The organism is Streptomyces toxytricini (genome assembly GCF_014649915.1).
GTDB lineage: Bacteria > Actinomycetota > Actinomycetes > Streptomycetales > Streptomycetaceae > Streptomyces > Streptomyces toxytricini.
The window spans coordinates 13,706-33,359 of the sequence record NZ_BMTY01000029.1; the positions used below are offsets into that span (position 1 = coordinate 13,706).

Annotated in this window: 18 protein-coding genes; 7 read left to right on the forward strand and 11 right to left on the reverse strand. The window is 74.7% G+C overall.

The features are described 5' to 3' along the window. Positions 1-262 precede the first annotated feature (262 nt). From IE170_RS29180 to IE170_RS29190, 3 genes are all read right to left on the reverse strand, one after another. Positions 263-937, reverse strand: a complete 675-nt coding sequence (locus IE170_RS29180; RefSeq protein WP_189812479.1) for a hypothetical protein — start codon at positions 935-937, stop codon at positions 263-265. A 148-nt stretch (positions 938-1,085) separates the two neighbouring features. Continuing rightward, complete coding sequence (locus IE170_RS29185; protein WP_189812480.1) at positions 1,086-2,402, reverse strand: alpha/beta fold hydrolase; 1,317 nt, start codon at positions 2,400-2,402, stop codon at positions 1,086-1,088. A gap of 217 nt (positions 2,403-2,619) precedes the next feature. Next, positions 2,620-3,933, reverse strand: a complete 1,314-nt coding sequence (locus tag IE170_RS29190; RefSeq protein ID WP_189812481.1) for an exo-beta-N-acetylmuramidase NamZ family protein — start codon at positions 3,931-3,933, stop codon at positions 2,620-2,622. Between the two features lie 95 nt (positions 3,934-4,028). On the opposite strand from IE170_RS29190, the gene IE170_RS29195 reads away from it, so the two are divergent. The 3 genes from IE170_RS29195 to IE170_RS29205 all read left to right on the forward strand — a co-directional run bounded on the left by IE170_RS29195 (position 4,029) and on the right by IE170_RS29205 (position 7,307). After that, positions 4,029-4,802 carry an SDR family oxidoreductase gene (locus IE170_RS29195; RefSeq protein WP_189812536.1) on the forward strand — a complete coding sequence of 258 codons (774 nt, stop codon included), beginning with the start codon at positions 4,029-4,031 and terminating at the stop codon, positions 4,800-4,802. A gap of 158 nt (positions 4,803-4,960) precedes the next feature. Beyond that, the gene (locus tag IE170_RS29200; RefSeq protein ID WP_229885277.1) at positions 4,961-6,634 is read left to right on the forward strand and encodes a class I adenylate-forming enzyme family protein; all 1,674 of its coding nucleotides are present in this window, start codon (positions 4,961-4,963) and stop codon (positions 6,632-6,634) included. Between the two features lie 67 nt (positions 6,635-6,701). After that, entirely contained in the window at positions 6,702-7,307 is a 606-nt protein-coding gene (locus tag IE170_RS29205; protein ID WP_189812483.1) for a TetR/AcrR family transcriptional regulator, read from the forward strand. 8 nt (positions 7,308-7,315) lie between these two features. Here IE170_RS29205 and IE170_RS29210 read toward each other — a convergent pair whose 3' ends face one another. The 7 genes from IE170_RS29210 to IE170_RS29240 form a co-directional block, all read right to left on the reverse strand. Beyond that, entirely contained in the window at positions 7,316-8,536 is a 1,221-nt protein-coding gene (locus IE170_RS29210; protein WP_189812484.1) for an acyl-CoA dehydrogenase family protein, read from the reverse strand. An 11-nt stretch (positions 8,537-8,547) separates the two neighbouring features. Next, positions 8,548-9,588: a phosphotransferase family protein gene (locus IE170_RS29215; RefSeq protein WP_189812485.1), complete on the reverse strand. Its 1,041-nt coding sequence runs from the start codon at positions 9,586-9,588 to the stop codon at positions 8,548-8,550. A gap of 162 nt (positions 9,589-9,750) precedes the next feature. After that, positions 9,751-10,662: an MBL fold metallo-hydrolase gene (locus tag IE170_RS29220; RefSeq protein ID WP_189812486.1), complete on the reverse strand. Its 912-nt coding sequence runs from the start codon at positions 10,660-10,662 to the stop codon at positions 9,751-9,753. Positions 10,663-10,763: 101 nt separating this feature from the next. Next, a complete protein-coding gene (locus IE170_RS29225; RefSeq protein WP_189812487.1) occupies positions 10,764-11,060 on the reverse strand; it encodes a hypothetical protein in 297 nt (98 codons plus the stop codon). 89 nt (positions 11,061-11,149) lie between these two features. Continuing rightward, positions 11,150-11,479: a DUF202 domain-containing protein gene (locus IE170_RS29230; RefSeq protein ID WP_189812488.1), complete on the reverse strand. Its 330-nt coding sequence runs from the start codon at positions 11,477-11,479 to the stop codon at positions 11,150-11,152. Next, the gene (locus IE170_RS29235; protein ID WP_189812489.1) at positions 11,476-11,877 is read right to left on the reverse strand and encodes a YidH family protein; all 402 of its coding nucleotides are present in this window, start codon (positions 11,875-11,877) and stop codon (positions 11,476-11,478) included. The genes IE170_RS29230 and IE170_RS29235 overlap by 4 nt, the downstream gene beginning before the upstream one ends. A 176-nt stretch (positions 11,878-12,053) precedes the next feature. Further along, on the reverse strand, positions 12,054-12,584 hold the full coding sequence (locus IE170_RS29240) for an NUDIX hydrolase (RefSeq protein WP_189812490.1): 531 nt from the start codon (positions 12,582-12,584) through the stop codon (positions 12,054-12,056). A gap of 84 nt (positions 12,585-12,668) precedes the next feature. On the opposite strand from IE170_RS29240, the gene IE170_RS29245 reads away from it, so the two are divergent. Beyond that, a complete protein-coding gene (locus IE170_RS29245) occupies positions 12,669-14,324 on the forward strand; it encodes an FAD-binding dehydrogenase (RefSeq protein WP_189812491.1) in 1,656 nt (551 codons plus the stop codon). 39 nt (positions 14,325-14,363) lie between these two features. Here the strand turns inward: IE170_RS29245 and IE170_RS29250 are convergent, their stop codons facing one another. Continuing rightward, complete coding sequence (locus IE170_RS29250; RefSeq protein ID WP_189812492.1) at positions 14,364-14,789, reverse strand: ASCH domain-containing protein; 426 nt, start codon at positions 14,787-14,789, stop codon at positions 14,364-14,366. 219 nt (positions 14,790-15,008) lie between these two features. Here IE170_RS29250 and IE170_RS29255 point away from each other — a divergent pair, with 219 nt between their 5' ends. The 3 genes from IE170_RS29255 to IE170_RS29265 all read left to right on the forward strand — a co-directional run bounded on the left by IE170_RS29255 (position 15,009) and on the right by IE170_RS29265 (position 19,288). Continuing rightward, the gene (locus IE170_RS29255; protein WP_189812493.1) at positions 15,009-15,956 is read left to right on the forward strand and encodes a hypothetical protein; all 948 of its coding nucleotides are present in this window, start codon (positions 15,009-15,011) and stop codon (positions 15,954-15,956) included. A gap of 116 nt (positions 15,957-16,072) precedes the next feature. Next, a complete protein-coding gene (locus IE170_RS29260) occupies positions 16,073-17,617 on the forward strand; it encodes an APC family permease (protein ID WP_189812494.1) in 1,545 nt (514 codons plus the stop codon). Between the two features lie 231 nt (positions 17,618-17,848). Beyond that, the gene (locus tag IE170_RS29265; protein WP_189812495.1) at positions 17,849-19,288 is read left to right on the forward strand and encodes an amino acid permease; all 1,440 of its coding nucleotides are present in this window, start codon (positions 17,849-17,851) and stop codon (positions 19,286-19,288) included. Positions 19,289-19,654 lie beyond the last annotated feature (366 nt).

The window sequence follows — 19,654 nt, forward strand, 5'->3', positions numbered from 1 at the left end:
TGCAGGGGGTCCGGGCGCTGTGCGCCCGTGGCGCTCAAGCGCCGCGCGGGCTGGATTGGCGCGGGCTGTTTGCGTGCCGGCTGGGTTGATCGGCTCGGCGGCTCGGCGGCTCGGTGGCTCGGCGCGTCGGCGCGTTGTCGGGTTCGGGGTGGGTGTGGTGTCCGGGTCGTCGGCGGCGGTGCGGAGACCCCCGCGCCCCGCATCGCCCCGCCACGCCGTCAGTCCGCGGGCGCCGACTCGCTTTCCGCTTGTCCCGGATGCCTTATGCCGCCCCTGCCGTGGCGGAAGCCGGTGGTGTGGACCAGGTCGAGTCCGCCAGGGCCGGTCTGGGGACCACGATTCCGCAGCCCGCGCAGACCGGGCCGTCCCAGGCCCAGGCTCCTTCCCACGCCCCGGCGGTGCCGGGGCCCGCCGGTCGGCGGCCGCACGCCGCGCCGCGGGCCGCTCCGCGCCCCCGTCTCGGGGCGGGCACCGGTGCGGGCCAGTGCAGTTCCCTCTCGCCGCAGACCGGGCAGGACGTCCCCGGCTCCGACTCCAGCGCTGCGACCAGCCGGCGCAGTACCTCCGCCAGCGTCCCGTCCGGGCGCACGCCAGGGTCGGCGCAGCGGACCACCGCGTCCCCGCTGCCGCCCCACGCCCACTCGGGGCGGCGCAGTCCGTCGTGCTTTTCGCGTCGGCGCCGCTCCGCGAACTGGCGCTCGTACGCCAGCCAGACCGCCCGCGCCTCCTCCAGCTCCTCCAGCGCCGCGACCAGCCGCTGCGGGTCCGCCCCCCGGTCCTCCGGCGCGATGCCGTGCCGGTCGCACAGATGCCACCAGGTCGCCCTGTGCCCGTACGGTGCGAACCGCTCCAGGCAGCGGCGCAGCGAATGGCGCCGCAGGGCACGGTCGTTGCGCGCATCACGCACCTGGTAAGCCAGGCTCCGGAAACCTGCCATCACACCCTCACCTCCGCCTCGCGCCGTCCACACCGCGGCGCCGTACTCGGTCGAACGACGACGCACCGTGGGATGTGCCCAACATGCCCCGACAGGCGCAGGCGCATGCGGGGGCGGACGAGGCGTGCGGGTGGCACATGGCCGGAAGTCAGCGCCCCATGCGCCCCGCGGCCACCACCACGCGTGCCAGCTCCGCGTGGCAGATGTCGCTGTGCGCCCCCGCCGGAGGACCGCCGCGCCGGACCACCGAAGCGGCGTCCACGCTGACGCAACCGGAGACCGGCACCCCCGACCGCAGCGCCGCCGCGAGGGTGAGCCGCACCGCTCCGGGGACGGCCTGCACCCCGTCGTGACCGATCGCGCCCCACCGCGCGTCGAACCCGAGCAGACCGGCCGAATCCCCTGCCATCCGGGAGGCCAGCGGATAGAAGACCCGCAGTGCGGCGTCGTGCTTGGAGTGGCAGGCCACCACGGGGCCGTCGACCCGGTGTTGCAGGCCGCGCAGGGCGCCTCCGCGCCCGGTGTCGTGGGGGAGCCGGTCGGCGAAAGCGTAGTGCGAGAAGGCGCCCTGAAGCAGGGTCAGCGACTTCACGTGGCGGGCCCCGGAGGGGACGGCGCGCAGGGAGAACGCCACCACGCGGCCGCCGAAGCTGTGGCCGATCAGGTGGACGCGCAGTCCGGGCCGTCGGGCCGCGAGTTCGGCGAGGGCCGGCCCGAGGCCCCGTTCGCCGACCGTGCCGGCCCGTTTCTTCATCTCGTAGTACGCCGCCTGCCGGAGCAGCTCCTTCGCACCGTCCCACAGGGCGCCCGGGTCGCCCGCCGCGGACAGCGCCGGTACGGCCGGGCCCGCGGCCGCCGCCGCCAGGCCGTCCGCGAGGGTCCGGCACACCTCTTGCACGTCCTCGGCGAAGATGGCGGGGACTCCGCGCTCCGGCGCGTCTGAGCTCCCGGCTTCGACGGCGGCCCGGACCGCACCGCCGGCGCCCGCACCGCCGACTCCGGCCACCTGCCGTACGAGCCGGCCGAACTCGGCGAGCGCCTCTGCCGGCTGCGGCCGTGCGGAGAGCAGTTCGGCCATCCGGTCCAGCTGCGGTCCGTGCCCGGGCCAGAACTCCGCGAGGGCCCTGCGCGTCGCGGCGTCCAGGGCCGTGCCGGCGGCGGGGACGGGCACGGGGGCGTCGGTCGCTTCGGGCGCGATCAGGGACTCGAAGTCGGGGATCGGCTCGTCCGGGAAGCGGATCGAGGGCCAGATCACCCCCGCGTACCCCAGCCGCACCTGAGGCCCCACCAGCCCCGGGAAGGGGGCGTAGAAGCGGTCGAAGAGGCGGGTCGACGTGGGCCGGTCGCTGTTCCAGCCGTGCGCGAAGACCAGCAGATCGGTGGCGTCGATGCCCGCAACGGCCCGCAGACCGGCCGGATCGGCGTCGCCCTGGGCGTCGAAGACCAGCTCCGCGTACGGGGACACGGCCACTCCGGCGGCCGCGACCTCCCTCCCGGGCGACGCCCCCGCGCCGCCCCCGTGCGATTGCGGCGCTGCCGCCGCCCCCGCCACCGCCCGCTGCCCCGTTCCCGTCCCCGCTCCCGGTTCCGCCGCCATGGGTTCCCCCTCGCGCCGCTGGTTGGTGTGTCCAGGATCCTGCCGCCCACCCGCACCGGCCATACCCGTGCAGCCGCCGTTCGCCCTACCGGTAGAGCAGGTACTGCTCCCGCTGGGCCGTGAACCGGGCGAGCCCCGCCGCCCAGTCGCCGGCGACCTCGTCGATTCCGGCGCCCGCGTCGACCATCCTCCGCACCCGGTCCGAGCCGGTCAGCCGGTCGATCCAGTGGTCCGCGCGCCACGCGAACCCGCTCACCGTGCGCCGCGCCGTCACCAGCAGCCCGATGCCCGCCCGCACCGGGTCGAACGCGGACCGGTCGTGCACCACCAGCCGCACCCCGCCGCACACCTTCCCCGCGTGCTTGGAGAACGTCGGCGTGAAGTACGCCTCCCGGAACCACACGCCCGGGAGCCCGAGCGCATCCGCGGCCTCCGCCCACCGGCGGTCCGCGCCCTCCGCACCCACCACTTCGAACGGGGTGGCCGTACCGCGCCCCTCCGACAGGTTCGTGCCCTCGAACAGGCAGGTCCCGGCGTATGCGAGCGCCGTGTCTGGCGTCGGCATGTTCGGGCTCGGCGGCAGCCAGGGCAGCCCCGTCTCCCCGAAGAACGACTCGCGCCGCCACCCCGACATCCGCACCGTGTGCAGCCTGGCGGGGGCGGCCGCGAGGAACTCCCCGTTGAACAGCAGCGCCAGCTCGGCCGCCGTCATGCCGTGCGCGAGGGCGATCGGCTCACGCCCCACGAAGCTCGCGTACGACCGCTCCAGCACCGGCCCGGCGGCCCGCCGCCCGCCGACCGGGTTGGGCCGGTCCAGCACCACCACCGCCTTGCCGGCCTGTGCGGCGGCGCGCATGCAGTCGTACAGGGTCCAGATGTAGGTGTAGAACCGCGCCCCGACGTCCTGGATGTCGAAGACGACGGTGTCCACGCCCGCCGCCGTGAACAGGTCGGCGAGCTGCTGCCCGCTCGCGCCGTACGTGTCGTACACCGGGAGCCCGGTCGCCGGATCGCGGCCGGGCCCCTCGGAGCCGCCCGCCTGGGCGGTCCCGCGGAAGCCGTGCTCCGGCCCGAACACGGCGACGAGGCGGACCCGCGCGTCGGCGTGCAGGACGTCCACCAGGTGCCGGGCGTCGGCGGTGATCCCGGTGGGGTTGGTGACCACGCCCACGCGCTGCCCGGCGAGGAGCGCGTAGCCGTCCGCGGCGAGCCGCTCGAAACCCGTCTGCACCCGCTCCGCGCGCCGCACGGACCGCGCCGGCGGCCCCTCGGCGGCGGTCCGGCCCGCCGCCCGTGCAGCCCCGGTCGGCCCGGCACCCGGTACGAGGGCAGCGCCCGCACCCGCCGCTCCCGCCAGTCCCAACAGCCCCCGTCGCGACAGTCCCGGCCTCTGCGTCATCCCGCCACGCTAGGTCCCGGCACCCTTCCAGCCCGACATACCGACCGGTTAGTCTGTCGGCGTCCGGCCGGCCGTGAAAGGTGATCCCCGTGAGCATGGGCGTTGCGAACGCGTACCAGGACCAGCGAGTCGTCGTCACCGGCGCCGGCGGCGGCATCGGCGCCGCCCTCGCCCGCGGGTTCGCCGCCCGCGGTGCGACCGTCGTCGTCAACGACCTCGACGCGGACAGGGCCGCCGCCGTGGCCGCGTCGATCGGCGACCGCGCCACCGCCCTGCCCGGCGATGCGTCGGCCGTCGCCGCGGAGGCCCGCGAGGTCCTCGGCGGCGAGGTGGACGTCTACTGCGCCAACGCCGGGATCGCCGCCGGCGGCGACGCCTTCGCCGACGAGGCCGTGTGGGAGGCCGCCTGGGACACCAACGTGATGGCCCACGTCCGCGCCGCCCGGCTGCTGCTCCCGCACTGGCTGGAGCGCGGCAGCGGCCGCTTCGTCTCGACCGTCTCGGCCGCCGGCCTCCTCACCATGATCGGAGCGGCCCCGTACAGTGTCACCAAGCACGGTGCGCTCGCCTTCGCGGAGTGGCTCTCGCTGACCTACCGCCACCGCGGCATCCGCGTCCACGCCATCTGCCCGCAAGGGGTCCGCACCGACATGCTCGCCGCCGCCGGTTCGGCGGGCGAGCTCGTCCTCGCGCCGACCGCGATCGAGCCGGACGCGGTCGCGGACGCCCTGTTCGACGGCATGGAGAAGGGCCGGTTCTTGATCCTCCCGCACCCCGAGGTGGCGCAGCACGCCGCCGGACGCGCCGCCGACCCCGACCGCTGGCTGAACGGCATGAACCGGCTCCAACGGACATGGGAGCAGCGGTGACCGCACCCCACCCGGCGCCCCGCGCCGCGGCCGCACCCCACCCCGCACCCCACCCCGCGGCCGCACCCGGAGCCCCGGCCGCACCTCCGGCCCCGGCTGCCGCCGCGCCGTCCCCCACGACGCCGTCGCCCGCCTCCGCGTACGCCGCGCGTCCCTGGGTGCGGCTGCTCAGCCCGGCCCAGCGCGCCCCGCTGGACGCGCCGCCGACCCTGCTGCACGCCTTCCGCACCGCCGCCCGGCGCGCTCCCGGCCGTACGGCGCTGGCCTACTTCGATGGCCGCGTCGACTACGCCGCGGCCGACGCGCTCAGCGACTCCCTCGCAGGCCACCTCGCCGCCCGCGGCGTCGGCCGCGGCGACCGCGTCGCCGTCGCGCTGCAGAACACCCCGCACTTCGTGCTCGCCGTCCTGGCCGCCTGGAAGGCCGGCGCCGTCGTCGTCCCCCTCAATCCCATGTACAAGGAGGCCGAGGCGCGGCACGTCCTGCGCGACTCCGGCGCCGCCGCACTGGTCTGTGCGGACCGCGCCTGGGCGGCCGGGCTGCGGGCGGCCGCCGCCGGCACCGCGGTGACGACCGTCCTGACCGCCCGCGACCGCGACTTCCAGTCCCGCGACGACGCCCGCGTGTTCGGCCCCGCCCCCGACGCCCCGGACGCGGCCGACGTTCCCGACGCCCCCGACGCGCCGCCCGCCCCCGCACCCGCCGACCTCGCCCGCACGGCCCGTCGCGGCCTCCCGGCCCCGCCCGACCCCGGCCTCACCGCCGCCGACCCCGCGCTCATCAGCTACACCTCCGGCACCAGCGGCACCCCCAAGGGCGCCGTCAATCCGCACGGCGCCCTCACGCACAACGCCCGCCGCCAGGTCGTCGGCCACCCCCTCCCCGAGGGCGCCGCCTACTTCGCCCTCGCCCCCCTCTTCCACATCACCGGCATGGTGTGCGAGCTCGGCGCCTGCCTGGCCAACGCCGGCACCCTCGTCCTCGCCCACCGCTTCGACCCCGCCGTCGTCCTCGACGCCTTCCTCGAACACCGCCCCGCCTACACCATCGGCCCGGCCACCGCCTTCACGGCGCTCGCCGCCCATCCCGCCGCCACCCGGGACCACTTCGCCTCGTTCCGGGTGGTCTCCTCCGGCGGTGCCCCCGTCCCGCCCGCCCTGGTCGAACGGCTCCGCTCCCGCTTCGGGATCCGGCTGCGCAACGGCTACGGGCTCACCGAGTCCTCCGCGGCCGTCGCCTCCGTCCCCGTCCACCTCGACGCACCCGTCGACCCGGCCTCCGGCACCCTCTCCGTCGGCCTGCCCGGCGCCGACACCGCCGTCCGCATCCTCGACGGCAGCGGCGCCGAGGTCCCCGTCGGCGAGATCGGCGAGATCGCCGTACGCGGCCCCCAGCTCGCGCACGGCTATTGGGGTCGCCCCGAGGAGACCGCCGAGGCCTTCCCCGGCGGCGAGCTGCGCACCGGCGACGTCGGCTTCATGGACGCCGAGGGCTGGCTCTACGTCGTCGACCGCAAGAAGGACATGATCAACGCCTCCGGGTTCAAGGTCTGGCCGCGCGAGGTGGAGGACGTGCTCCACACCCACCCTTCCGTCCGGGAGGCCGCCGTCGTCGGCGTGCCCGACGCCTACCGCGGGGAGACCGTCAAGGCGTACGTGAGCCTGCTGCCCGGCGCCGCCGCCGACCCGGCCGAGCTGTCCGCGTACTGCCGCGCCCGGATGGCCGCGTACAAGTACCCGCGCGAGGTGGAGGTCCTGCCCGTCCTGCCGAAGACGACGAGTGGCAAGATCCTGCGTCGGGAGCTGCGCGACCGCGGCCGGAAACAGCCGTAGGGTCGCACGAAGGCAGGCCCCTCACCGGCCGTACCGGCCGCGGAACACAGGAAGGAAGGACGGCGCCATGGCCGCCAGGACGACGGAGCCCGAAGGCACGCACGACACCCCGGTGCCGCAGCGGCTGCTGGCGGTGGCCACGCGGCTGTTCGCCGAGCGCGGCTACGACCGGACCTCCGTCCAGGAGATCGTCGAGGCGGCCGGGGTCACCAAGGGCGCCCTCTACCACTACTTCGGCTCCAAGGACGACCTGCTGCACGAGGTGTACGCGCGCATGCTGCGCCTCCAGCAGCAGCGCCTCGACGCCGTCGCCGACTCCGACGCCCCCGTCGCCGAGCGGCTGCGGGCGGCCGCCGCCGACGTCGTCGTCACCACCATCGAGAACCTCGACGACGCAGCCATCTTCTTCCGGTCGATGCACCAGCTCAGCCCGGAGAAGCACAAGCAGGTGCGGGCCGAGCGCCGCCGCTACCACGAGCGCTTCCGCGCCCTCGTCGAGGAGGGGCAGCGCAGCGGGGTGTTCTCCACCGCCACCCCCGCCGACCTGGTGGTCGACTACCACTTCGGGTCCGTCCACCACCTGTCCACCTGGTACCGGGCCGACGGCCCGCTCAGTCCGCAGCAGGTCGCCGACCACCTCGCCGACCTGCTGCTGCGGGCCCTGCGCCCCTGACGGTTCCGTCAGCGGTACGGCTTCAGCTCGCGCAGGGCCAGCGACCGCTGGTGGACCTCGTCCGGCCCGTCCGCCAGCCGCAGCGTCCGCGCCGCCGCCCACAGCTCGGCCAGCGGGAAGTCCTGGCTGACGCCGCCCGCGCCGTGCAGCTGCACCGCGTCGTCCAGGATGCGCACCACCGCCCGCGGCGTCGCGATCTTGATGGCCTGGATCTCGGTGTGCGCACCGCGGTTGCCGACGGTGTCCATCAGCCACGCCGTCTTCAGTACGAGCAGCCGCAGCTGCTCCACCGACACCCGGGCGTCCGCGATCCAGCCCCGCACGACACCCTGCGAGGCCAGCTCGCCGCCGAAGGCCGTACGCTCCACCGCGCGCCGGCACATCAGCTCGATCGCCCGCTCCGCCATCCCGATCAGCCGCATGCAGTGGTGGATGCGGCCCGGCCCGAGCCGGGCCTGGGCGATGGCGAAGCCGGCCCCCTCCTCGCCGATCAGGTTCGCGGCGGGGACGCGGGCCCCGTCGAAGACGACCTCGGCGTGCCCGCCGTGGTCGTGGTCCGCGTACCCGTACACCGTCATCGCGCGCCGCACCTCGACGCCCGGGGTGTCGCGGGGGACGAGCAGCATCGACTGCCGGCGGCGCGGGTCCGGGCCGTCCGGGTCGGTCTTGCCCATCACGATGAACACCTTGCAGTCCGGGTTCATCGCGCCGGAGATGTACCACTTCCTGCCCGTCACCGTGTACGCGGAGCCGTCCGCCGAGCGCTCGATGCGGGTCTCGATGTTGGACGCGTCCGAGGAGGCGACCTCGGGCTCCGTCATCGCGAACGCCGACCGGATCTCCCCGGCCAGCAGCGGCTCCAGCCACTGCTTGCGCTGCTCCTCGCTGCCGAACTGCGCGAGCAGCTCCATGTTCCCGGTGTGGGGGGCGGCGCAGTTCACCGCCATGGGCGCCAGGTGCGGGCTGCGCCCGGTGATCTCCGCCAGCGGGGCGTACTGGAGGTTGGTCAGCCCGGCGCCGTACCTCTCGTCGGGCAGGAAGAGGTTCCACAGCCCGCGGCGGCGCGCCTCGGCCTTCAGCTCGCCGAAGACGGGCGGGGTGTCCCACGGCGAGGCCAGCCGGGCGCGCTGCTCGGCGGCAACGGGCTCCGCCGGGTACACGTGCTCCTCCATGAACGCGAGGAGCCGCGTCCGGAGTTCCTCGGTCCGGGCGTCGAATGCGAAATCCATGCGGGACTGCCTCAGCCTTCTTCGTCGAGTGTGGTCAGACCGTGCTCGACGAACACCGGCACGAGCTCGCCGATGCGGTCGAAGCCCCCGCCCACCGTCTGCCCCAGCGTGTAGCGGCGGTGGATGCCTTCGAGGATCACGGCGAGTTTGAACCAGGCGAACGCCGTGTACCAGCCGATCGCGCCGGCGTCCCGGCCGGAGCGGGCCGCGTACCGCTCGACCAGCTCCGCGGGCGAGGGATGCCCGGGCGCGGAACTCACCGTGCTGACGGGGGAGTCGCCCAGCCCCAGGTCGGTGCTGTACATCACCAGCAGCCCGAGGTCGGTCAGCGGATCGCCGAGCGTGGACATCTCCCAGTCCAGGACCGCCCGGAGGTCGCCGCCGTCCTCCCCGACCAGAACGTTGTCCAGGCGGAAGTCCCCGTGCACCACCGTCGCCGCGGGGGAGCCGGGCAGCGTGCGGGCGAGCGCCCCGTGCAGTTCGTCGATCCCGGGCAGCTCGCGCCCGCGGGACGCCTCCAGCTGCTTGCCCCAGCGGCGCAGCTGCCGCTCCAGGAACCCCTCCGGCCGGCCGAAGTCCTGCAGGCCCACCGCCCGCGGGTCCACCGCGTGCAGGTCGACGAGCGTGTCGACCAGGCCGAGGACGAGGCTGCGCGTCCGCTCCGCGCCGAGCGCTGCGAGCCGCTCCGCACTGCGGTAGGGGACGCCCTCCACGAACTCCATCACGTAGAACGGCGCGCCCAGTACCGACTCGTCCTCGCACAGCAGGAGCGGCTTCGGCACCGGAACCGCCGTGCCGTGCAGGGCCGCGATGACCCGGTGCTCGCGCCGCATGTCGTGGGCCGTGGCCAGGACGTGCCCCAGCGGCGGGCGGCGCACCACCCAGCGGGAGGCGCCGTCGGTGACCTCGTACGTGAGATTCGACCGGCCGCCCTCGATCAGCCGGCCCTGCAGCGGCCCGGCGACCAGCCCCGGCAGGTCGCGGTCCAGGCGGGCGCGCAGCCGCTCCGGGTCGAGGCCGCGGGGGGCGGCTCCGGCGGGTGCTGGGCTCATGGTGCGCACCTCCGTGCGGAGAGGACGGGTGGGGCGGACAGACGTGCCGGCGGATCGACGGCGGACCGGCCGTGATCGCCGGAAGCCATCATGCCGACCAGTCGGTATGTCGTCCAGTGCGCGGTGCCGAGCCGCCGCCCCCGGCCCCGCCACCGGCCCTGGTCAGGCGTGGCAGAGAATCGGCGTCCCGCCGTTCATCACCGTCATGTCCGTCAGTACCGCCACGATGTCCAGCGGCGCCCCCTCCGGCTCGCCGGCCAGCTCCGCGTACGCCCGGTGCAGGTTGGCGACCAGGCGCTCGCCCTCGCGCCAGGCGGCGAACTCGCCGAGGTCCGCCTCCCGGGCGGCCTCCAGCGGGGTGAGCCCCTTCGCCCGGCCCTCCCGGGCCAGCTCCTCCACGTACCGCAGGTAGCGCTCGGTCGCGTCGTACGCCGACGGGTCGGTCAGCGGCCCGTGCCCCGGTACGACGGTCTCCGCACCGAGGGAGCGCAGCAGCTCCAGCGCCCGCAGCGAGCCGGCCAGCGAACCCATCGCGAGGAACGGAGTGCCCCCGGCGAAGACCAGGTCGCCGGTGAAGACGACCCCCTGCTGCGGCAGCCAGACGACCGAGTCGCCGGTGGTGTGGGCGACTCCGGGGTGGATGACCCGGACCTCCGTTCCGCCCAGGTGGAGGGTCATCCGGTCGCTGTAGGTGAGGTCGGGCGGGGTGATCTCCACGGTGCCGAAGTCGGTCCCCGGCCAGATCAGCTCCAGCTGGTGCCCGGCGGCGAGCTGCTCGGTCCGTGCGCTGTCGTGGCCGAGCACGAGGGCGTCCGGGGCGAACACGCCGTTCCCGTAGGTGTGGTCGCCGTGGTGGTGGGTGTTGACCACCGTGCGCGGCAGCGGCACCCCGGTGGCGGCGACCGCGTCCCGCAGGGCCAGCGCCCGCCGCTCGGTGGCGGCGGTGTCGACGAGCAGGGTGCGGCCGCCGTCGCTGACGAAGCCGGCGTTGTTCAGGCACCAGCCGCCGTCCGGCTGCACGTAGGCGTACACGCCGTCCGCGAGTCGGACGGTGTAGGGCGGTTCGGCGGTCATCTGCGCTCTCCCCTGGTCTCGGTGACGGGCAGTCGGCATCCTGCCAGCCGTCCGGGGGCCGGGGGAGTGGGGGGCGCGCGAGGTCCGGGGGGTTTCGCCCGTCAGTGGTCGTCGTAGTGGCCGTCGTGCGCGGCGTGCCGGTGGCCGTCGTGCAGGTAGTCCAGGTGGTCGCCGTGTTCGACGGCGGTGTGCCCGCAGTCCGCGCCGTGCGCGTGCTCGTGGCCCTCGTGCGGGGTGTGCCCGCGGGTCTCGCACTCGTCCCAGTGGCCGGAGTGCTCGCGGTGCAGGTGCCCGTCGTGCGCGTAGTCGAGGTGGTCGCCGTGCTCGACGGCGGTGTGCCCGCAGCCGGGTCCGTGGGCGTGGGAGTGCTCGATGTGCTCGTGGTGCAGGGTGGTCATGCCGCCGAGGCTAGCCTTGAAAGTCCTTTATTGCCCGTTCTGCCCGCAATGGCGCGGGTGTGCTACGCCGACCGGACGGGCCCGCCGCCTCAGAGGACGACCGCCGCCGCGAACACCGCCAGCGCCACCGTGCACGCCACCACCCCCGACGCCGCGCGCGGCGCGAGCCCCGGCGGCCGGGCCGCGGCCAGCTCCTGCATCCTCCGGTGCGCCACCGCCAGGAACGCCAGCCACACCAGCACGATCAGCGCCGCCCCTGCCGCCTCCCACACCACCCCCGCCCCGCGCAGCACCTGCCGCACCCCCAGCACCGCCGCCACCGAGCAGGCCAGCGTCGTACGCCGCCACGCGAGCCTCGTCCGCTCGGGCTGGAGCCCCGCATCGCGCTCGGCGGCGGGGGAGGGGCGTACGGGGCTCACGGCCCGCCGTCCGTCCAGCCGAACAGCACCACCACGACCATCGCCGCCGAGACCAGCCCGACCCCCACCCCCAGCAGCACCGGGAACCGGGACACCGGCAGGTCCTCGCCGCGCCGCATCGCCGCCTCGCAGCGCAGCCAGTGGTTGACCGCCCGCAGCGCGCACGCCGCGCCGACGCCCAGCAGCGCGAGCGCCATGCCGACGCGCACGCCCCAGCGCAGGTCCGGCAGGAACTGGTCCACCGCGAACCCGCCGCCGACCAGCGCGAGGGCGGTCCGGATCCAGGCCAGGAACGTTCGCTCATTGGCCAGGGAAAACCGGTAATCGGGCTGCTCGCCCTCCTCGCGCACCCGCTGCGGCGCCCACCAGAGGCGGGCCGCCCTGCCGAAGTCGATCACCCGGCCAATCTACGTCCCGCCCCCGGACCGGCGCGCGCCGCGGGCCCCCACCCGCCGCGGGCCCCCACCCGCCGCGGGCCCCCACCCGCCGCGGGCACCCCGCAGGCACCGTGCGCCGCCCGGCCGCCCCGCCCTGCCCGGCCGCCCCGCCCTGCCCGGCCGCCCCGCCCTGCCCGTCAGCCCCGCCCCCTGCCCTCCCGGAAGGCCCGCAGCCGCCGGTACGCCTCCAGCCCGTCCGGCACCCACGGCCACGAGCCGTCCGCGACGCGGCCCTCCAGCTCGTCCTCCGGCAGCCAGGCGTGCCAGGCCACCTCCGACTCCTGCGGCCGTACCTGCAGCCCGCCGCAGCGCACCTCGTGCACGTACGACCACCAGGCCCCGCCCGGCCCCTCGTACAGGAACTTGAACAGCGGCTCCGGCTGCGCCAGCCCGGAGACCCCGAGCTCCTCCTCCGCCTCCCGCAGCGCGGCCGAGGCGTAGTCCTCGCCGGCGCCGAGCACCCCGCCCACGAACATGTCGTAGCGGGAGGGGAAGACCAGCTTCGACGCCGTCCGCCGGTGCACGAACACCCGCCCCCGCTCGTCCCTGGCCAGCACGAACACGCAGCGGTGGAGCAGGCCCCGCGCGTACACCTCGCCGCGCGGCGCCCGGCCCGTCACCCGGTCGTCGCGGTCCACCACGTCCAGCACCTCGTCGGCAGCACTCATGCGGTCCATCCAAGCACCGCCATTGACGGGTTACCGCCCCGTAGCAAAGGATCGGCCCCACCGGCGACCGGAGGGCGACTTCGCATGACGTACGACGCAGACGTGATCGTGATCGGGGCGGGGCTCGCGGGCCTCGCGGCCACCGCCGAACTCGCCGACGCGGGCCGCAGCGTGATCCTGCTCGACCAGGAGCCCGCACAGTCGGCCGGCGGCCAGGCCCACTGGTCCTTCGGCGGCCTGTTCTTCGTCGACTCCCCCGAGCAGCGCCGGATGCGCATCAGGGACAGCCGCGACCTCGCCCTCCAGGACTGGCTCGGCACCGCCGGCTTCGACCGCGAGGAGGACGCCTGGCCCCGCCGCTGGGCCGAGGCGTACGTCGACTTCGCGGCCGGGGAGAAGCGGGCGTGGCTGCACCGCCTCGGCGTCCGCTTCTTCCCGGTCGTCGGCTGGGCCGAACGGGGCGGCTACGGCGCCCTCGGCCACGGGAACTCCGTCCCCCGCTTCCACATCACCTGGGGAACCGGCCCCGGCCTCGTCGAGCCCTTCGAGCGCCGCGTCCGCGAGGCCGCCGCCCGCGGCCGCGTCCGGATGCTGTTCCGCCACCGCGTCACCGGGCTCTCCCGGACCGCCGGCGCCCTCGACACCGTCACCGGCGAGATCCTGGAGCCGTCCTCCGCCGTACGGGGCTCCGCCAGCAGCCGCGAGCCGGTCGGCGCGTTCTCCCTGCGCGCCCAGGCGGTGATCGTGGCCAGTGGCGGGATCGGCGGCAACCACGACCTCGTCCGCAAGCAGTGGCCCGACCGGCTCGGCACTCCGCCGGAGCGCATGCTCTGCGGGGTCCCCGCCCACGTCGACGGGCTGATGCTGGGCATCGCCGAGGACGCCGGCGCCCGCCACATCAACAAGGACCGCATGTGGCACTACACCGAGGGCATCGCCAACTGGGACCCGATCTGGGCCCGCCACGGCATCCGCATCCTGCCCGGCCCCTCCTCCCTCTGGCTCGACGCCACCGGCCGGCGGCTGCCCGTACCGCTCTTCCCCGGCTTCGACACCCTCGGGACCCTCGACCACATCATGCGGACCGGCCACGACCACACCTGGTTCGTCCTCAACCGCCGCATCATCGGCAAGGAGTTCGGCCTCTCCGGCTCCGAGCAGAACCCCGACCTGACCGGCAAGTCCGTGCGCGGCGTCATCGACCGGGCCCGGCAGGCCGTGCCGGGGCCCGTGCAGGCCTTCATGGACCGCGGGGCCGACTTCGTCGTCGAGCGCGGCCTGCCCGCCCTGGTGCGCGGCATGAACGCCGTCACCGGCCTCGACCTGCTCGACGAGGACACCGTCCGCCGCGAGGTCACCGCCCGCGACCGGGAGATCGCCAACCCCTTCAGCAAGGACATGCAGGTCACCGCCGTCCACGGCGCCCGCAGGTACCTCGGCGACCGGCTGATCCGCACCGCCGCCCCGCACCGCATCCTCGACCCCGACGCCGGCCCGCTGATCGCCGTACGCCTGTCCGTCCTGACCAGGAAGTCCCTCGGCGGCCTGGAGACCGACCTGTCCTCACGCGTCCTCACCGACTCCGGCGAGCCGCTGCCCGGCCTGTACGCGGCCGGAGAGGCGGCCGGGTTCGGCGGCGGCGGCGTCCACGGCTACCGCGCCCTGGAGGGCACCTTCCTCGGCGGCTGCCTCTTCTCCGGCCGCGCCGCCGGCCGGGCGGCGGCCGCCGCCGTGGGCTGACCCCCGGGCGGGCGGCAGCGCCGGCAGCCGCGGCGGGGCTCAGGGCAGGCGGGAGACCACCCGGAACCGCTCGGCGACGACGAGGGTGCCGTCGCCGACGGTGAACTCCGGATCGCCGAGCACCGTACGGGTCTCCTCGCCGTGCCAGAACCGCTCGTGCGAGGCACGCCATTCGGCCACTGACGCGTACCCCTCGCCCTCGTCCAGGGCGTGCCGCAGGTCCACGTCGGCGAGCGGCAGCACCCGCACCTCCGCCACCTGCACCACGGCCACCGGGCGCTCGTCCGAGTCGAGGAGGACCGCCCGGTCGCCCGCCGCGGGAAGGGGCTCGCGCTCCGCCTCGTACGCGGCCAGCAGCCCCGTCGTCGTGGTCTTCGCCCCGCTCAGCACGGCCGCCACCAGCGCGTCGCGCAGCGGCCCGGGGAACCCGAGCAGGTACGGGGGCAGCCCCTCGTGCGTCTCCATGGCCCCACCCTACGGCCCGCCCGCCCGCCGGCCGGACCCCGCGGGACGGCCCCCAACTATCGGCCGCGCCGCACCAGTTGAAACGCGCCACCCGGCGGACCGGACCTTGACTCGGAGCTGTGCCTACCGGTTTGCTGTGCGTGATCATCCCAGCCGTTCCCGTCACGTCCACCGTCCGTCAGCCGTCACCGTGCCCGCGTCCTGGAGGGAAATCCGCGGATGTCCCCGCCTCCGCCGCCCCTCGGCCGCGCCCGCAAGCGGGACGCCCAGCTCTTCGACCCGGCCCTCTGCGACACCGAACTGGTCGACGTCCGCGCCCGGTTCACCCAGGGCAGGTGGGCCAAGGCGCGCGCCCTCCTCGCCGGCACCGGCGACGACTGGGACCGCCGAGGCCACCGCGTCGTCGTCCTCGCCGAGACCCCCGCAGCCTTGGCCTGGTCCCGCGAATGGCTCCTCGCCGAACCGGAGAGCGCCGACGCCGCCACGCTCCTCGCCTGCGCCGCCGTCTTCGCCGCCCTCCGCCGCAAGGGCACCCCCGAGGCCGCCGAGGAGGCCTGCCACCGCGCCGCCGCACTCCTGCCCGCCGACCCGACGCCCTGGCTCGGGCTGCTCATGCTCTCCCGCGCCTTCGGCTCGCAGGAGGAGTTCAGCCGCCACTTCGACCAGGTCCGCGCCCGCCACCGGGAGCACCACCACGCCCACCACCTCATGGTCGCCCGCCTCGCCGAGCACGCCCCGGCCGCCGGACAGGACCCCCTCCACGAGGTGTACGACTTCGCCGCCTGGGCCGCCGAGGAGTCCCCGGCCGACTCCCCGCTGGCCGTCCTCCCGGTCATCGCGCACGCCGAGCGCTACCGGGTCCTGGCCGCCGTCCACGGCGCCGGCCCCGACAGCGCCGCCGCGCACTGGTCGAACCGCCGGGCCCGCCAGGTCCTGCGCGCCGCGTTCGACTGGTGGCTGGAATGGGAGCGCGAGGACCACCCCCGCAACCGCGTCGACCTGAACTTCCTCGCCCACGCCAAGCTGTGCGAGGGCAGGCCCGCGGAGGCCGCCGCCCTCTTCCACCGCATCGGCAGCCACGCCACCCCGGCCCCCTGGTCCTACCCGGACCTCGACCCGCAGAAAGCCTTCCTCGCGGCGCGCAGCGCCGCGCTCGGCACCGCTTGACCCCCGCCGGGCGCGCGCACCAACCCTGCGCACCCACCCCCGCGCGCCGCACCGCACCACCTTGCACGGCCCCGCTCGACCCCCCCTGCTCGACCTTCCCCCGAAAGGACCCCCGCATGGCGACGGGCAGATCCACCGCGCTCGGCACCCCGCCCGAGATCCGGACCTACAAGGGCCAGGACCGCGCCCTGCGCGCCGGCCGCCTCGGCACCGCCGGCCTGCTGCTCTCCGTACTGGCCGCGAGCGCCCCGCTCATGGTCGTCGCCGGCGTGATGCCCACCACGTTCGGCGTGATGGGCATCGTCGGACAGCCGCTGCTCTTCGTGATCCTCGGCCTCGTGCTCGCCCTCTTCAGCGTCGGATACGCCGAGATGAGCCGGCACGTCCACAACGCCGGCGCCTTCTACGCGTACATAGCCCGCGGCCTCGGCCCCACCGCCGGCACCGGTGCCTCGCTCGTCGCCCTCGTCGCGTACAGCGCGATGCAGGTCGGCGTCTACGGCATCCTCGGCTTCGAGGTCTCCGGCCTCTTCGCCACCTACCTGGGCACCGAGCTCGCGTGGTGGATCCCGGCCCTGGCCGCCGTCGCCGTCACGGGCGGGCTCGGCTGGCTGAAGATCGACCTGAACGCCCGCGTCCTCGGCGTCCTGCTCCTGATCGAGTGCGTCCTCGTCGTCGTCTTCGACGTCGCAGCCCTCGCCGAGCCCGGCCCCGAGGGCATCTCGCTGCACGCCTTCGACCCCGCCACCCTCGGCGGCGCGGGCCTCGGCACCGCCCTCTGCTTCTGCATCGCCGCGTTCGTCGGCTTCGAGCAGTCCCCGGTCTACGCCGAGGAGACCAGCCGGCCGCACATCGTCGTCTCCCGCGTCATGTTCCTCGCGGTCGGCTTCGTCGCCCTCTTCTTCGCGGTGAGCTCCTGGGCCCTCACCGTCGCCACCGGCCCCTCCGAGGTCGTCAAGACCTCCGCCGAGGCCGGCCCCGGCCTGCTCTTCCAGCTCACCGAGGCCCGCCTCGGCAGCACCTTCACCGACGTCCTGCACGTCCTCTTCGTGACCGGCATCTTCGCGGCCATGATCAGCTTCCACAACGTCGTCGCCCGCTACGCCTTCGCCATGGGCCGCGAGGGGCTGCTCCCGGCCGCCTTCGGCCGGACCAACCCCGGCACCGGGGCGCCCGGCACCGGCTCGCTGATGCAGACCGCCGTCGCCGCCGTGGTAGTCCTCGCCTTCGCCGTCACCGACGACAACCCGGCCGGGGACCCCACCGCGCCGGTCCTGCACCTGTTCACGTGGATGGGCAGCGTCGGCGCCCTCGGTGTGACGCTCCTCATGTCGGCCGCCTCGTTCGCCGTGATCGCCTTCTTCGTCCGCCGGGGAACCGCGGGCGCCCAGCTGTGGCGGCTCGTCGCCGCCGGGCTCGCCGGCACCGCCCTGCTCGGCATCGCCGTGTACACGGTGAAGGACTTCGGCGTCCTCGTCGGCGCCGGGGAGGGTTCGGTCCTCGGCTGGATGCTGCCCGCGGTCATCGGCCTCGCCGCCGCCGGCGGCCTCGCGTACGGGGCCGTGCTGCGCGTACGCCGCCCCGAGGTGCACGCCCGCATCGGCCTCGGCAACGAGGCCTTCCGCCTCGACCAGGCAGCCGGGACGCCGCCCCGTACCTGAACCCGATCCGCCGGGGCTTCCGCCCTCGCTTTCAGGCCCGTACAAGGCCCCCGACGACCGTTTCGAAGGTCGTCGGGGGCCTTCGTCTGCGGGGCCGGGTTTTGGCCATGGCCGACGCTCATGGTCTCCTATGGCGACAAAAACTCCCGGACCCCCGCACAGGTGACACCACCCGGCTCTCCTGTGGGGCGGCCCGACATGCCTGTCCCACCCACGAAGGCGAAGTCCCACATGAGTGACCGCACCTTGACCGAGGCCCCGGCCACGGCGTCCTCCAGTCACGTCGACGCAGGTGACGAGGGTTACAGCAAGGACCTCAAGTCCCGCCACATCAACATGATCGCCATCGGCGGGGCGATAGGCACCGGCCTGTTCCTCGGCGCGGGCGGCCGGCTCGCCGGTGCGGGACCGTCCCTGGCCATCGCCTACGCGGTGTGCGGCGTCTTCGCGTTCTTCGTCGTCCGCGCGCTCGGCGAGCTCGTCCTGTACCGCCCGTCCTCCGGCGCGTTCGTCTCGTACGCGCGCGAGTTCATGGGGGAGAAGGGCGCCTACACGGCCGGCTGGCTGTACTTCCTGAACTGGTCGACCACCACCGTGGCGGACATCACGGCGGCCGCGACCTACGCGCACTTCTGGTCGATGTTCACCTCCGTCCCGCAGTGGGTCCTCGCCCTGATCGCGCTCGCCGTCGTCCTGACCGCGAACCTGATCTCGGTGAAGTACTTCGGCGAGATGGAGTTCTGGTTCTCGCTGGTCAAGGTCGCGGCCCTGGTCGTCTTCCTGATCGTCGCGATCTACCTGGTCGCCACCAGCCACGACATCGGCGGCCACACCCCGGGCCTGTCGACGATCACCGACAACGGCGGCCTCTTCCCGTCCGGCGTCCTGCCGATGCTCCTGGTGGTCCAGGGCGTCGTCTTCGCGTACGCCTCCGTCGAACTGTGCGGTGTCGCCGCGGGCGAGACGGAGAACCCCGAGAAGATCATGCCGAAGGCGATCAACTCGATCATGTGGCGCGTCGGCCTGTTCTACGTCGGCTCGGTCGTCCTGCTGGCCATGCTCCTGCCGTACACGGCCTACTCCGCCGACCAGAGCCCCTTCGTCACGGTCTTCGACAAGCTCGGCATCCCCGGCACCGCCGGCATCATGAACCTCGTCGTGCTGACCGCCGCCCTGTCCAGCCTGAACTCCGGCCTGTACTCCACAGGCCGCATCCTGCGCTCGATGGCCATGTCCGGCTCCGCCCCGAAGTTCACCGCCCGCATGAACAAGGGCAAGGTCCCCTACGGCGGCGTCCTGTTCACCGCGGCCTTCGGCCTTGCCGGCGTCGGCCTGAACTACCTGATGCCGAAGGACGCCTTCGAGCTCGTCCTGAACTTCGCCTCGCTCGGCATCCTCGGCACCTGGGCCATGGTCATGCTCTGCTCGCTGCTGTTCTGGCGGCGCTCCCGGCAGGGCCTGGTCGAGCGGCCGGCCTACCGCCTGCCCTGGTCCCCGTACACCCAGATCATCACCCTGGTGTTCCTGTTCACCGTGCTCGTGCTGATGTGGTGCGACGGCGGCGTGGGCCGCACCACCGTCATGTGCGTCCCGGTGATCGGCGCGATGCTGGTCGTCGGCTGGTTCCTGGTCCGCCGCCGGGTGGCGCAACTCGCCGCCGCTCGCCGCTGACAGCCCCGCCCCCCGAAGGACCCCGCCCGATGGCGGGGTCCTTCCGCATTGCCGTGAGGGGATGGCGCTGCCTACCGCCCCTCGGAGGCCGGCTTCCCGCCGTCCACCTCGGCGAGCAGGCTGCGTACGGCAGCGTGCAGCGCGGTCGGACCCAGCCGCACGGCGGCGAGACGCTCGCGCAGCAGCGCGCCGTCAAACGCGTCGGCAGCCGTCGGTGACTCCGCACGAACCCCGGGGCGGCCCTTGGAAAGACAAAAGAAGACCCCCGCCGAAGCGGGGGTCTTTCCGTGGTGTCCGAGGGGGGACTTGAACCCCCACGCCCGATAAAGGGCACTAGCACCTCAAGCTAGCGCGTCTGCCATTCCG

Bases quoted from the DNA above. Each gene is read 5' to 3' on its own strand.
- IE170_RS29260 (WP_189812494.1), top strand. From the start codon at position 16,073: ATGGCGACGGGCAGATCCACCGCGCTCGGCACCCCGCCCGAGATCCGG.
- IE170_RS29210 (WP_189812484.1), bottom strand. From the start codon at position 8,536: ATGGATTTCGCATTCGACGCCCGGACCGAGGAACTCCGGACGCGGCTC.
- IE170_RS29240 (WP_189812490.1), bottom strand. From the start codon at position 12,584: ATGAGTGCTGCCGACGAGGTGCTGGACGTGGTGGACCGCGACGACCGG.
- IE170_RS29250 (WP_189812492.1), bottom strand. From the start codon at position 14,789: ATGGAGACGCACGAGGGGCTGCCCCCGTACCTGCTCGGGTTCCCCGGG.
- IE170_RS29195 (WP_189812536.1), top strand. From the start codon at position 4,029: ATGGGCGTTGCGAACGCGTACCAGGACCAGCGAGTCGTCGTCACCGGC.
- IE170_RS29190 (WP_189812481.1), bottom strand. From the start codon at position 3,933: ATGACGCAGAGGCCGGGACTGTCGCGACGGGGGCTGTTGGGACTGGCG.
- IE170_RS29225 (WP_189812487.1), bottom strand. From the start codon at position 11,060: ATGACCACCCTGCACCACGAGCACATCGAGCACTCCCACGCCCACGGA.
- IE170_RS29255 (WP_189812493.1), top strand. From the start codon at position 15,009: ATGTCCCCGCCTCCGCCGCCCCTCGGCCGCGCCCGCAAGCGGGACGCC.
- IE170_RS29265 (WP_189812495.1), top strand. From the start codon at position 17,849: ATGAGTGACCGCACCTTGACCGAGGCCCCGGCCACGGCGTCCTCCAGT.
- IE170_RS29215 (WP_189812485.1), bottom strand. From the start codon at position 9,588: ATGAGCCCAGCACCCGCCGGAGCCGCCCCCCGCGGCCTCGACCCGGAG.
- IE170_RS29180 (WP_189812479.1), bottom strand. From the start codon at position 937: ATGGCAGGTTTCCGGAGCCTGGCTTACCAGGTGCGTGATGCGCGCAAC.
- IE170_RS29245 (WP_189812491.1), top strand. From the start codon at position 12,669: ATGACGTACGACGCAGACGTGATCGTGATCGGGGCGGGGCTCGCGGGC.
- IE170_RS29220 (WP_189812486.1), bottom strand. From the start codon at position 10,662: ATGACCGCCGAACCGCCCTACACCGTCCGACTCGCGGACGGCGTGTAC.
- IE170_RS29205 (WP_189812483.1), top strand. From the start codon at position 6,702: ATGGCCGCCAGGACGACGGAGCCCGAAGGCACGCACGACACCCCGGTG.